Raw genomic sequence first — 12,138 nt, 5'->3', positions numbered from 1 at the left:
GGAGGGCACACGTCGAAGCCTTCCGCCGCGCGCAGTTCCTCGCGCCCCTTCAGGGGTGAACGTTTATTGCAGGGCGGCGATGGCTTCGGCGAGTGCCTTCGGTACGTCCGGGACGAGCTGGTGGACGCCGTCCTTGACGATGTGGCGGCCGCCGACCACCACGTGGCGGACGTCGGCGGCGGAGGCGGCGAAGACGGCGATCTCGGCGCCGAGCGCGGGCCGGGGACCGGCGGTGCGGACGGTGTCGAGGGCGACGGCGCAGAAGTCGGCGAGCGAGCCGGCCTCGATCCGGCCGGCCTCGGACCAGCCGAGCGAGGCGTGGCCGTCCTCGGTGGAGGCGCGGAGCAGCGCGTTGGCGGTCCAGTGCCCGCGGGTGCGGGTGCGCAGCCGCTCGTCGAGCTCCAGCGCCCGCGCCTCCTCGAACGGGTCGATGACGGCGTGGCTGTCGCTGCCGAGGGTGATCGGGCAGCCGGAGCTCGCCAGGCGGCGGGCCGGGCCGATGCCGTCGGCGAGGTCCCGTTCGGTGGTCGGGCACATGCAGACGACGGTCGAGGTGTCCGACAGCAGGTGGATGTCCTCGTCGGTCAGGTGGGTGGCGTGCACCACCGAGGTGCGGGGGCCGAGCACGCCGTGGTCGCCGAGCAGCCGGGTCGGGGTGACCCCGTGCGCGGCGAGGCAGGCGTCGTTCTCGGCGGTCTGCTCGGAGAGGTGGACGTGCAGCGGGGCCTTGCGCATGACGGCCCAGTGCGCGACGGTGCCCAGCTGCTCGGCCGGGACGGCGCGGACCGAGTGCACGGCGGCGCCGATCCGGGCGTGCTCGGCGGGCTTGAGCTCGCTGATCCGCTCGGCCCAGCTGTCGGCGTCGCCGTCGCTGAACCGCAGCTGCGGCTTGGTCGGCTCGGCGCCGAAGCCGGAGGAGAGGTAGCAGGTGTCGAGCAGGGTGATCCGGATGCCGGCCCGCAGGGCGGCCTCGATCAGCGCCTCGCCCATCGCGTTGGGGTTGTCGTAGCGGACGCCGCCCGGCGCGTGGTGGAGGTAGTGGAACTCGCCGACGGCGGTGATGCCGGCCAGCGCCATCTCGGCGTACACCGCGGTGGCCAGCTCCAGGTAGCTGTCCGGGTCGAGCGCGCCGGCGAACCGGTACATGGTGTCGCGCCAGGTCCAGAAGGTGCCGGAGCCGACCTGCACGTTGCCGCGCAGCGCGCGGTGGAAGGCGTGCGAGTGGGCGTTGGCGTGGCCGGGCAGCACCAGACCGCCGAGCCGGATCGCGCCCGACGGGCAGGGCCCGCTGTCCGGGGTCACCTTGGCGATCCGGCCGCCCGGGCCGACGGCGATCAGCACGTCCCGTTCCACGACCGGGCCGTTGACGTGCGGCAGCCAGGCGTGTTCGGCCCAGTACGTCACGACGGCTGACATGCGAGGTCCTCCAGTACGTCGGCGAGGGCGGTGACGCCGGCCAGGCAGTCGGCGACCTCGGCGTGCTCGGCCGGGGAGTGCGAGACACCGCTCGGGTTACGTACGAACAGCATGGCGGTCGGGACGGCCGATGCGAGGATTCCGGCGTCGTGTCCCGCACCGGTGGGCAGCACCGGGACGCCGCCGAGGACCTTGGCCAGCCGGTCGCGCAGCGGGCCGTCGAAGTCGACCACCGGGGTGTAGGACTCGCGGGTCAGCTCGACCCGGACGCCGTCACGCTCGCCACGTTCCGACGCCGCGCGCTCGATCTCGGCGACCAGCGCGGTCAGGGTGGCCTCGTCGGCGGCCCGGGAGTCCAGCCAGCCGCGGACCAGCGAGGCGATCGCGTTGGTGCCGTTCGGCTCGACGGCGACCTTGCCGAAGGTGGCCAGCGCCCCGGCCAGGCCGGCCTTCTTCCGGGCGGACAGCACCGTGTTGGCGAAGGTCAGCATCGGGTCGCGGCGGTCCTCGATCCGGGTGGTGCCGGCGTGGTTGGCCTCGCCGTGGAAGTCGAAGCGCCAGCGGCCGTGCGGCCAGATCGCACTGGCCACCCCGACCGGTCGGTCCTCGGCCAGGTAGCGGCCCTGCTCGACGTGGAGCTCGACGAAGGCGCCGATCCGGCCGAGCCGGTCGGTGTCGGCACCGATCGCGGTCGGGTCGTAGCCGGCCCGCTCCATCGCGTCGGGCAGCCGGACGCCGTCGGCGTCGCGCAGCTCGTACGCCTGCTCCGGGGAGAGCACGCCGGCCGTCAACCGGGAGCCGATGCAGGCCACCCCGAAGCGGGCGCCCTCCTCGTCGCCGAAGTTGACGATCGCCAGCGGCTTGGCGAACTCGGCGCCGCGGGCGCGGAGTTCGTCCAGGGCGGCGAAGGAGGAGACCACGCCGAGCGGGCCGTCGAAGGCGCCGCCGTCCGGGACGGAGTCCAGGTGCGAGCCGGTCACCACGGCGCCGCCGGCCTGCGGGTCGCCGAGCCAGGCCCACTGGTTGCCGTTGCGGTCCAGCTCGTACGTCAGGCCGCGGGCCCGCGCCTGCTCCTCGAACCAGGCGCGGCACTCGGCGTCGGCGGAGTTCCAGGCGAACCGCCGGTAGCCGCCGGAGGAGGCGGAGCGGCCCACCGGGAGCAGCTCCGCCCACATCCCTTCGAAGGTGTCGGTCACAGCTCGCCCATGGGGACGCGCACGCCGCGCTCGTCCGCGACCTCGACGGCCCGGTCGTAGCCGGCGTCGACGTGGCGGATGACGCCCATGCCCGGGTCGTTGGTGAGCACCCGGCGGATCTTCTCGCCGGCCAGCGCGGTGCCGTCGGCGACGGTGACCTGACCGGCGTGGATCGAGCGGCCGATGCCGACGCCGCCGCCGTGGTGGATGGAGACCCAGGAGGCGCCGGAGGCCACGTTGACCATGGCGTTGAGCAGCGGCCAGTCGGCGATGGCGTCCGAGCCGTCGAGCATCGCCTCGGTCTCGCGGTACGGGGAGGCGACCGAACCGCAGTCCAGGTGGTCGCGGCCGATCACGATCGGGGCGGACAGCTCGCCACTCGCCACCATGTCGTTGAAGCGCTCGCCCGCCTTGTCGCGCTCGCCGTAGCCGAGCCAGCAGATGCGCGCCGGGAGGCCCTGGAAGTGGACCTTCTCCTGGGCCATCTTGATCCAGCGGTGCAGCGACTCGTTCTCCGGGAAGAGGTCGAGCACGGCCTTGTCGGTCTTGTAGATGTCCTGCGCGTCACCGGACAGCGCGGCCCAGCGGAACGGGCCCTTGCCCTCGCAGAACAGCGGGCGGATGTACGCCGGGACGAAGCCCGGGAAGGCGAACGCCCGGTCGTAGCCCGCGAGCTGGGCCTCGCCGCGGATCGAGTTGCCGTAGTCGAAGACCTCGGCGCCGCGGTCCTGGAAGCCGACCATCGCCTCGACGTGGCGGGCCATCGACTCGCGCGAGCGCTGGGTGAACTCCTCCGGCTTCTCGGCCGCGTAGGAGGCCATGTCGTCGAAGTCGACACCGATCGGCAGGTAGCTCAGCGGGTCGTGGGCGCTGGTCTGGTCGGTGACGATGTCGATCGGCGCGTCCATCGCGAGCAGCTGCGGGAACAGCTCGGCGGCGTTGCCCAGCAGGCCGATCGAGAGCGGCTGCTTCTTGTCCCGGGCCTCGGTGGCGAGCTGGAGCGCGTGGTCCAGGTTCTTCGCCTCGACGTCCAGGTAGCGGTGCTCGATCCGGCGGGCGATCCGGGACGGGTCGCAGTCGATGCAGATCGCGACGCCGCCGTTCATGGTGACGGCCAGCGGCTGGGCGCCGCCCATGCCGCCGAGGCCGGCGGTGAGGGTGATGGTGCCCTCGAGGGTGTTGTTGAACTTCTTCGCCGCGACGGCGCCGAAGGTCTCGTACGTGCCCTGGAGGATGCCCTGGGTGCCGATGTAGATCCAGGACCCGGCGGTCATCTGGCCGTACATGGTGAGGCCCAGCGACTCCAGGCGGCGGAACTCCTCCCAGTTGGCCCAGTCGCCGACCAGGTTGGAGTTGGCGATCAGCACCCGCGGCGCCCACTCGTGGGTCTGCATCACGCCGACCGGGCGGCCGGACTGGACCAGCATGGTCTCGTCCTGCTTCAGGTTCTGCAGGGTGCGGACCATGGCGTCGTACGAGCGCCAGTCGCGGGCCGCCTTGCCGGTGCCGCCGTAGACCACCAGCTTGGAGGGGTGCTCGGCGACCTCGGGGTCGAGGTTGTTCATCAGCATCCGCATGGCGGCTTCCTGCTGCCAGCCCTGCGCCGTCAGCTTCGTGCCCCGTGCCGCCCGCACCTCGCGCGGTCCGCTCACCTGCTCTGCCATGGCCCAGCCTCCTTGCGGATGATTTCATTCAGTGCCTACGCGACTGAATATATCCAAACAGGATCGGGCTGGCTAGGGGTACGAGCCGGGGGGTGGCGGCTCGGGGGGTGGGGGGCCGGGGGGTGGCGGCTCGGGGGGATGGTCCGGTGGTGGTGGGGCGGCCCCGGCTGGGGGCGGGGGGCCGGTGGCGCGCAGGGCGGCCAGCCGCGCGTGGTAGTCGTCCACGTCGATCTCGCCGCGGGCGAGCCGCTCCGCCAGCGTCTGCTCCGCACCGGGCGCTGCCGGCGCACGGCCCCAGGGCGGGGCCGCGGCGGCCGCGCCGCCACGGCGCGAGAGGATCCGCCACAGCAGCACCAGCACGGCGACCAGCACCAGCCAGAGCAGCAGAACGGTGATGCCGGGCACCACCCACGACCAACCGCCGTGGGGCCCGTGGTTCCAGTAGTGCCTCATCCTCGATCACCTGCCAGGGAGCGCACGACCGAGCGCTTTCCAGTCTGCGCCGGGCAGGTGGTGGACCGCAGCCGATGGCGGATGAGAAACGGCGCGGGCGGACGGTCAGGCGGCTTCGTCGCCGTCCCAGTCGATGCCGATCTCGGCGAGCCAGCGGCGGTCGGCGGCGTCCGGCTCGGCATCGGGCTCGGAGTCGGACCCGGTCGCCTCGGAGCCGGAATCGGAGTTGGACCCGGCGCCGGACTCGGCCGCGGCCGCGCGGTCGCGGCGCCGGGAGCCGGCGGTGCGGGGCGGGCGCGGGATCTCCTGGATCGGGCCCACGCCGTACTTCTCGGCGGCCGCGGCCGCGGCGGCGGAGTCGGGCTCCAGCACCCCGATGTGGACGGCGCCCTCGTCGCCCGGGTCGAGCACGGTGATCTCCGGGTGCGGAGGCCGGCGCAGCGCGATCCGCCGCCCGCACGCCGGGCAGGACCACTCGTCCGCACCCGAGCCGAGTCTGCCGGTCAGTCTCATCTGATGGATCGGACGCATCGCGGACCCCCCGTCCAGCCGTTCAGCTCCTGTGGAGGGGATGCCCGCTGCGGGCCGGTCGGCAACGTGACGATACGGTCACCGCGATCCGGCCCGCCGCGGGCTACTCGGCGGTAGATTCCCGGGGAACCCGGTCGAACGTGGGAGGGACCGCTGTGGAACGCGAGTGGACCGTCGAGGAGAGCGTCGTGGTGGCCGTCGAACCGGCCGCGGCGTACGGCGCGGTGGCCGAGGTGCGGCGGACCGGCGAGTGGAGCCCGGAGTGCCGGGCGGTCTGGTCGCGGTCGGGGCCGCTGCCGACCGGGGCGCGGTTCGTCGGCTTCAACCGCAAGGGGCCGCTGGTGTGGTTCACCACCTGCCGGGTGACGGTCGCCGCGCCGGGGCGGGAGTTCGCGTTCCGGGTGGGGACGTTCGGCCTGCCGGTGGCGCTCTGGGGCTACCGCTTCGAGCCGACCGGGGACGGCTCCACGCTGGTCACGGAGTACTGGCGCGACCTGCGCACCGGCCGGGGCCGGCGTCCGGCCGAGCTGCTCGGACTGGTCTTCACCGCCACCCGCCCCGCCGACCGGGCGCGGGTCAACCGGGCCGGCATGCGGACCACCCTGGCCCGCCTGAAGGCCGCCCTGGAACGCCCGGGCCGGTCGTAGCAACGGCGGGCGGGCGTCAGTCCAGGAACAGTCCGCGGGCCGCGGCCGACTGCTCGATGGCCTCCAGCTTGGCCTCGGCGCCGGGCAGTTCGTCGCACATGGTCTGCAGCAGCACCCGGCCGAGCATCATCGGCGCGCACGCGGTGTCGAACACCAGGCCGTGGCCGACCGCGGCGGGCAGCAGCAGGTCGGAGAGCTTGGCGACCGGCGCGAAGGCGGAGTCGGCGACGGTGAGGACGGTCAGCCCGCACTCGCGGGCCACCGCCAGCGCCTCCATCAGCTCGCGCGGGTAGCGCGGCAGCGCGAAGCAGAGCAGCGCGGTGGCGCCCGCCGCGGCGGCCTGCTCCAGCCGGTCGGCGAGCATCGAGCCGCCCTCGTCCAGCAGCCGGATGTCCGGGTGGACCTTGGCCGCGAAGTAGGCGAAGCCGCGGGCCTGCGCGGAGGCGGCCCGCAGGCCGAGCACCGGCAGCGGCCGGGAGGCGGCGAGCAGCCGCGCGGCGCGCACGATCGGCTCCGGGTCGGCCAGCAGCTCGGCCAGGTGGCGCAGGTGCTCGATCTCGGCGAGCACCGCCTGCTGGTGCTCGTTGCGCACCGCGTCGGCCGGGGTCTCGGGCGCCGGGGCCTCCCCCGCGCCGAGTTCGCGCAGCTGCTTGCGCAGCGCCGGGTAGCCGTCGTACCCGAGGGCGACGGCGAAGCGGGTGACCGAGGGCTGGCTGACGCCGGCCAGTTCGGCGACCTCGACGCTCGACAGGAACGGCGCCTCGGTGGCGTGCCGGACCAGGGAGTGCGCGATCCGGCGCTGGGTGGGGGTCAGCCGGTGGCCCTCGAAGAGCTGCAGCAGTCGAGCGGACGGCCCCACCGTGCCGGTCTCGTCCAGGGCTGTCATCAGCGGTACCTCCACGCTCGGGTTGGGCGGCCGCCGGTGGCTGCGGCGGCTGGGACGACTGTGGCGCAGTCCTGCCATGCGGGCAATGGCGTTTCGTACAGCGGGACGGGCCGCGCGGCCCCGGGGTGACCCTGATTCGTCCCTGACCCGCCCCCGAAATCGCGCCGGGACAGTGGTTGCGGGTGGTTGGCGGGAGCCACGATGGTCGCCATGGACACTCGCAAGGACGACCTGCGGCACGACCTCAACGCGGCGCTACAGGCCCGCAAGGACCTCGGCAAGGAGTACGAGGCCGAGCTGGTCGACTCCTTCATCGCCCGACTGGAGAGCCGACTGGACGCCCCGCTGCCCCAGGCGCCGGCACCCGCGGCGGACAAGGTCCGCAACCGCCGGTTCACGGTCCAGATCCTCTCGCTGGTGATGGGCATCCCGCTGACCGCCATCGCCGCCGAGTCCGCCCAGCTCGCGGGCCTGGTGGTCTGCTGGGCCGGCATCGTCGGCATCAACGTGGCCGGCGCGCTGGCCGACCGGCTGCCGCAGCGGCGCGGGGGCGGCTGGGGCTGAGCCCACCCGCCCCCGCGACGGGTCAGGCCAGCGGGCCGGTGACCCGCTCGACCGCACCCAGCAGCTCGCCGGAGGCGACCAGGGCGGCCGCGGCCTCCAGGTCGGGCGACAGGAAGCGGTCGCGGCCCGGGCCGCCGACGCCGGCCGCCCGGGCGGCCTCGATCGCCGCGACGGTGGCCGGGGCGAGCGGACCGCTGCCGCCCTCGGCGCGGATCTCCAGCGCACGGGACGAGGCGACCAGCTCGACGGCCAGGATGCGGGTCAGGTTGTCGACCGCCTGGCGCAGCTTGCGGGCGGCGGACCAGCCCATCGAGACGTGGTCCTCCTGCATCGCCGAGGAGGGGATGGAGTCCACCGAGGCCGGGACGGCGAGCCGCTTGTTCTCGCTGACCAGGGCGGCCTGGGTGTACTGGGCGATCATCAGACCGGAGTCCACGCCCGGGTCGTCGGCCAGGAAGGCCGGCAGGCCGTGCGAGCGGGCCTTGTCGAGCAGCCGGTCGGTGCGGCGCTCGGAGATCGAGCCGAGGTCGGCCGCGGCGATGGCGAGGAAGTCCAGCACGTACGCGACCGGGGCGCCGTGGAAGTTGCCGTTGGACTCCACCCGGCCGTCCGGCAGCACCACCGGGTTGTCGACCGAGGCGGCCAGCTCGCGGTCGGCGACCGTACGGGCGTGCGCCAGGGTGTCCCGGCCGGCGCCGGCCACCTGCGGGGCGCAGCGGATCGAGTAGGCGTCCTGGACGCGCGGGGCGTCGTCCTGGTGGTGGCCGGTGAGGCCGGAGCCCTTGAGCACGGCCAGCATGTTGGCGGCGGACAGCGCCTGGCCCGGGTGCGGGCGGATCGGGCCGTGCAGCTCGGGGGCGAGCACCTTGTCGGTGCCGAGCAGCGCCTCCAGGCTCATCGCGGCGGTGATGTCGGCGGTGGTGAACAGGCGGCTCAGGTCGGAGATCGCCATCACCAGCATGCCGAGCATGCCGTCGGTGCCGTTGATGAGGGCCAGGCCCTCCTTCTCCAGCAGCTCGATCGGCTCGATGCCGGCGGCGGCGAGCAGCTCGGCGGCGTCCTTCTCGGCGCCGTCCGGGCCGAAGGCGGTGCCCTCGCCCATCAGGACCAGCGCGCAGTGCGACAGCGGCGCCAGGTCGCCGGAGCAGCCCAGCGAGCCGAACTCGCGCACGGCCGGGGTGATGCCGGCGTTGAGGATCGCGGCCATCGTCTCGGCGACCACCGGGCGTACGCCGGTGCGGCCCGAGGCGAGGGTCTTCATCCGCAGGAACATCAGCGCGCGGACCACCTCGCGCTCGACCACCGGGCCCATGCCGGCCGCGTGCGAGCGGACCAGCGAGCGCTGCAGCTGGGCGCGCAGCTCGGGGCTGATGTGGCGGACCGCGAGGGCGCCGAAGCCGGTGGAGACGCCGTAGACCGGCCGGGGCTCGGCGGCCAGGGCGTCGATGGTGGCCCGGGCGGCGGCCATCTCGGCCTGGGCGTCGGGACCGATCTCCACCCGGGCGAGGCCGCGGGCGACGGCGAGGACATCCTCGGCGCTGACGTCGGCCTTGCCGACCTGGACGACACTGTGCATATCCATATGCACAATCGAATCAGGTGAATGGACATCTGACAACCGTTGGTCCACCGGGTGGGCGTCGCCCCCTATGGTGGGTCCTGGAGGTGTGCGGACATGGCACGGTCGACGGTGCGGCGACGGGTGGTACGGCTGCGGGGCGACGAGCGCGGCGCACGGCCGGACTCGCTGGCCGCCGAGGAGCCGTTGGAGATCCGGGTCGGCGGCGAGGCGCTCGCCGTCACCATGCGCACCCCCGGCCACGACTTCGACCTGGTGGCCGGCTTCCTGGTCGGCGAGGGCCTGGTCGCCGAGCACGGACAGCTCGCCGCCCTGCGCTACTGCGCGGGCACCGACGCGGACGGCGCCAACACGTACAACGTGGTCGACGCGATGGTGCGCGGCGGCGGGACACCGCTCTCCGCCCACCGCAACCTGTTGATGACCAGCGCCTGCGGCCTGTGCGGCCGGGACACCGTCGAGGCGGTCCGCACCCACAGCCGCTGGAAGGTCGCCGACGACGCCCTCACCGTCGCCCCCGAGGTGCTCTACGGCCTCCCGGACACCCTGCGCGAGGCCCAGCGCACCTTCGACAGCACCGGCGGACTGCACGCCGCCGGACTGTTCGACGCGGACGGGCGGCTGCTCTGCGCCCGCGAGGACGTCGGCCGGCACAACGCGGTCGACAAGGTGGTCGGCTGGGCGCTCCGGGAGGGCCTGCTGCCGCTGACCGGCCATCTGCTCATGGTCAGCGGGCGGGCCTCGTTCGAACTGACGCAGAAGGCGGCGCTGGCGGGGATACCGCTGCTCGCCGCCGTGTCCGCGCCGTCCTCGCTCGCGGTGGATCTCGCCGACGAACTCGGGCTCACCCTGGTCGGGTTCCTGCGCGGGCGCAGCGCCAACGTCTACGCCCGCGCCGACCGGGTCAGCTCCGCCGGTTCCGACGGACGATCAGCACGATCACCAGAATGAGCACGATCACGACGATCGCGAAGACCACCACGCCGCCGATGAGCTTGCCGAAGAAGCCGCTCTTCTTCTTTTTCTTCTTCTTGTCCTTCGCCGCCAACTGCTTGGCGTGGTCGCCCTGCGGCGCCACCGCCGGCGCGGCCGCCGGAGCCACCGCGGGAGCTGCGGCCGGCGCCTGCTGAACCGCCGTCACCGCCGTCCGCGGCGCCGCCTGCGCCGTCCCTCCGGCCAGCGTCGCCCCGCCGACCGCCAACACCACCGAGAGCAGCGCCCCCGCGAGTCTGGTCCGCATTCACCCCTCCAATTTCCGGACTGGCCCCACACCATCCCACGGCCACCCGCCCGAACGACACCGTCGTACCGACTTGTTGCCCGTCTGTGGCACGCCGAAAATCCGCCGACCGCGGACGACGGGTCAGGCCGGGGGTGGGGAGGAGGGGCCGGAGAGGGCGACGGCGACGAGGGCGCGGAGGGCGGGGGCGATCTGGCCGAGCGGGAGGGTGGAGTCGTCGGCGAAGAGTTCGAGGAGCCAGCCGCCCGCCGGGTTGGTGCCGCCGGCGGCGACCATGGCCTTGTAGCCGCTGACCACCATGACGGCTTCCTCGGCGGCGTCGTTGGCGGTGCCGCCGGCTCGCAGGGCGAAGGCCCCGCCGTGTACGGCGCGCCGGGTGAGCGGGTAGTGGCCGAGGTCGAAGACGGCGTCGGGGGCCTCGATCTGGGCGCGCTGGGTGACGGCGCGGCTGGAGCCGGGGCCGCCGGTCATCCGGTAGACGGCGTGCTCGGTGGTGCGCATCAGCCGGGAGCCGGGCGGCACGTAGGAGATCCACCAGGCGACGGCGTTGAGCAGTCGGGCGGCGGTCTCGGCGACGGTGGCGAGCCGGGCGAGGGTGTCGGCGGGGTGGGCGGTGCGCTGGGTGCCGCCCTGGTCGAGGGCGGTGAGGACGGCGGCCAGCAGCTGGCCCGGGTCCGCGCTGTGGGCGGCGCCGCGGAAGCGGCGGCGGTCGCCGGTGCCGCCCCGGCCGCCGGGCCCGGCCGGGCGGCGGCCGTCGGCGCGGTGGTGCGGGTCGGCGGCGTCGGCGAGCAGCACGGTGGGGTCGGGGGCGAAGCCGGGTCCGTGGTTGCGGCCGGCCACCACGGGGTGGGCGGCGCGGGCGGCCTTGGCCCGGTACTGGGCGGCGTCGGCGAGGCGGAACAGGCGGTCGGCGGTGGTGACCGGGCCGATCGAGTCGCCGGTGGAGGCGATGCCGCAGGCCACGCCCTCGCCGTCGGTGAGTTCGAGGGCGCGGGCGCAGAGTTCCTCGGCGACGGCGACCACTTCGTCGGCCCGCTGGCCCTCGGCGAGCAGGCAGAACTCGTCGCCGCCGAGCCGGGCGGCGAGCGAGCCGGGCAGTTTGGCGGCGGAGAGCGAGAGCTGGTGGGCGAAGCGTTCGAGCAGCCGGTCACCCATCTCGTGGCCGAGTTCGTCGTTGACCCGCTTGAGGCCGTTGACGTCGCAGACCACCAGGGAGACCACGGTGCCGTCCCGGTTGTGGGCGCCGAGGGCGCTGTCCAGCCGGGCGTCGACCGCGCGGCGGTTGGCGAGGCCGGTGAGCGGGTCGGTGAAGGCGAGCCGGCGCAGGTCGGCGACGCGTTCGGTCTGGGCGAGGCCGGCGGAGACCTGGGCGGCCAGCAGGGTGGCGTACTGGGCGTCGTCCTCGCTGAAGACCGGCAGGCCGGCGCCGCGGGCGAGGTACAGCTCGCCCCAGGCCTGGCCGTGCAGCACGATCGGGGCGACCAGGCAGCACTCGCGGCCGCGGCGGCGCAGTCCGGCGGCGCGCTGGCGGCAGAAGGCGCCGGCGCCGGGGTGGGAGAGTCCGGCGGGCGGGGAGCCGTCCTCGGCGGTCTGGACCCAGGCGCGGGGCAGCCGGCCGGTGGTCCAGTGCTCTTCCAGGTAGGTGACGATCTCGGGGAAGTCGGCGACGGGGTAGGACTCGTCCTCGGGGAGTTCCTCCTCGCCGGCGGCGAGGTCGCCGTGGTTGACCAGGACCCGCAGCCGTCCGGACTCGCGGTCCCAGACCGAGACGGCGGCCATGGTGGCGGACAGCGCGGAGGTGGCGCGGACGGCGGCGGCCCGGACCGCCTCCAGCGGGGTGAGGGCGCCGGCCATGTCCTGGGCGAGTTCGACCACCGCCTGGAGCCGCAGGTCGGGCGTGGAGGTCGCGGACGGGCTCGCCTCGGTCATGGTCGCCTCGCTCACCGATCGCCTCATCCCTGG

General features: G+C 74.3%; 11 protein-coding genes and 1 pseudogene. 3 read left to right on the top strand and 9 right to left on the bottom strand.

Annotated features, from left to right (window positions below; all coding sequences use genetic code 11):
• Positions 1-63: 63 nt before the first annotated feature.
• The 5 genes from FHR36_RS15645 to FHR36_RS15625 all read right to left on the bottom strand — a co-directional run bounded on the left by FHR36_RS15645 (position 64) and on the right by FHR36_RS15625 (position 5,242).
• Entirely contained in the window at positions 64-1,416 is a 1,353-nt protein-coding gene (locus FHR36_RS15645; RefSeq protein ID WP_253797835.1) for a formimidoylglutamate deiminase, read from the bottom strand.
• Positions 1,401-2,591 carry an allantoate amidohydrolase gene (locus tag FHR36_RS15640; protein WP_253799296.1) on the bottom strand — a complete coding sequence of 397 codons (1,191 nt, stop codon included), beginning with the start codon at positions 2,589-2,591 and terminating at the stop codon, positions 1,401-1,403. The genes FHR36_RS15645 and FHR36_RS15640 overlap by 16 nt, the downstream gene beginning before the upstream one ends.
• Before the next feature lie 17 nt (positions 2,592-2,608).
• Positions 2,609-4,264: a urocanate hydratase gene (hutU, locus tag FHR36_RS15635; RefSeq protein WP_253799294.1), complete on the bottom strand. Its 1,656-nt coding sequence runs from the start codon at positions 4,262-4,264 to the stop codon at positions 2,609-2,611.
• A gap of 84 nt (positions 4,265-4,348) precedes the next feature.
• Positions 4,349-4,729: an SHOCT domain-containing protein gene (locus tag FHR36_RS15630; protein WP_253799469.1), complete on the bottom strand. Its 381-nt coding sequence runs from the start codon at positions 4,727-4,729 to the stop codon at positions 4,349-4,351.
• Between the two features lie 105 nt (positions 4,730-4,834).
• Complete coding sequence (locus FHR36_RS15625; protein WP_253799467.1) at positions 4,835-5,242, bottom strand: hypothetical protein; 408 nt, start codon at positions 5,240-5,242, stop codon at positions 4,835-4,837.
• A gap of 173 nt (positions 5,243-5,415) precedes the next feature.
• Between FHR36_RS15625 and FHR36_RS15620 the strand changes: the two genes are divergently transcribed.
• On the top strand, positions 5,416-5,907 hold the full coding sequence (locus FHR36_RS15620) for an SRPBCC family protein (RefSeq protein ID WP_253797834.1): 492 nt from the start codon (positions 5,416-5,418) through the stop codon (positions 5,905-5,907).
• 16 nt (positions 5,908-5,923) lie between these two features.
• Here FHR36_RS15620 and FHR36_RS15615 read toward each other — a convergent pair whose 3' ends face one another.
• Positions 5,924-6,793 carry a MurR/RpiR family transcriptional regulator gene (locus FHR36_RS15615; RefSeq protein WP_253797833.1) on the bottom strand — a complete coding sequence of 290 codons (870 nt, stop codon included), beginning with the start codon at positions 6,791-6,793 and terminating at the stop codon, positions 5,924-5,926.
• Positions 6,794-7,003: 210 nt separating this feature from the next.
• Between FHR36_RS15615 and FHR36_RS15610 the strand changes: the two genes are divergently transcribed.
• Complete coding sequence (locus FHR36_RS15610; RefSeq protein WP_253797832.1) at positions 7,004-7,357, top strand: hypothetical protein; 354 nt, start codon at positions 7,004-7,006, stop codon at positions 7,355-7,357.
• 22 nt (positions 7,358-7,379) lie between these two features.
• Here FHR36_RS15610 and hutH read toward each other — a convergent pair whose 3' ends face one another.
• Positions 7,380-8,933 (bottom strand): histidine ammonia-lyase, encoded by a 1,554-nt coding sequence (gene hutH / locus FHR36_RS15605; protein ID WP_253799292.1) that lies wholly within the window; start codon positions 8,931-8,933, stop codon positions 7,380-7,382.
• A 99-nt stretch (positions 8,934-9,032) separates the two neighbouring features.
• Here hutH and fdhD point away from each other — a divergent pair, with 99 nt between their 5' ends.
• Complete coding sequence (fdhD, locus tag FHR36_RS15600) at positions 9,033-9,887, top strand: formate dehydrogenase accessory sulfurtransferase FdhD (protein ID WP_253797831.1); 855 nt, start codon at positions 9,033-9,035, stop codon at positions 9,885-9,887.
• Here the strand turns inward: fdhD and FHR36_RS15595 are convergent.
• Both FHR36_RS15595 and FHR36_RS39920 read right to left on the bottom strand, forming a co-directional pair.
• Complete coding sequence (locus FHR36_RS15595; protein ID WP_253797829.1) at positions 9,841-10,176, bottom strand: hypothetical protein; 336 nt, start codon at positions 10,174-10,176, stop codon at positions 9,841-9,843. The genes fdhD and FHR36_RS15595 overlap by 47 nt on opposite strands.
• Positions 10,177-10,887: 711 nt before the next feature.
• Positions 10,888-12,105: pseudogene (locus tag FHR36_RS39920) on the bottom strand (diguanylate cyclase domain-containing protein); the annotation flags it as partial.
• Positions 12,106-12,138 lie beyond the last annotated feature (33 nt).

It is taken from the genome of Kitasatospora cinereorecta (assembly GCF_024172095.1).
Taxonomy (GTDB): Bacteria; Actinomycetota; Actinomycetes; order Streptomycetales; family Streptomycetaceae; genus Kitasatospora; species Kitasatospora cinereorecta.
The sequence above is the reverse complement of the archived record's forward strand: the minus strand, read 5'-3'. Positions and strand labels throughout refer to the sequence as shown.

Bases quoted from the DNA above. Each gene is read 5' to 3' on its own strand.
- FHR36_RS15595 (WP_253797829.1), bottom strand. From the start codon at position 10,176: ATGCGGACCAGACTCGCGGGGGCGCTGCTCTCGGTGGTGTTGGCGGTC.
- FHR36_RS15645 (WP_253797835.1), bottom strand. From the start codon at position 1,416: ATGTCAGCCGTCGTGACGTACTGGGCCGAACACGCCTGGCTGCCGCAC.
- FHR36_RS15625 (WP_253799467.1), bottom strand. From the start codon at position 5,242: ATGAGACTGACCGGCAGACTCGGCTCGGGTGCGGACGAGTGGTCCTGC.
- FHR36_RS15630 (WP_253799469.1), bottom strand. From the start codon at position 4,729: ATGAGGCACTACTGGAACCACGGGCCCCACGGCGGTTGGTCGTGGGTG.
- fdhD (WP_253797831.1), top strand. From the start codon at position 9,033: ATGGCACGGTCGACGGTGCGGCGACGGGTGGTACGGCTGCGGGGCGAC.
- FHR36_RS15610 (WP_253797832.1), top strand. From the start codon at position 7,004: ATGGACACTCGCAAGGACGACCTGCGGCACGACCTCAACGCGGCGCTA.
- FHR36_RS15640 (WP_253799296.1), bottom strand. From the start codon at position 2,591: ATGTGGGCGGAGCTGCTCCCGGTGGGCCGCTCCGCCTCCTCCGGCGGC.
- FHR36_RS15615 (WP_253797833.1), bottom strand. From the start codon at position 6,793: ATGACAGCCCTGGACGAGACCGGCACGGTGGGGCCGTCCGCTCGACTG.
- hutH (WP_253799292.1), bottom strand. From the start codon at position 8,933: ATGCACAGTGTCGTCCAGGTCGGCAAGGCCGACGTCAGCGCCGAGGAT.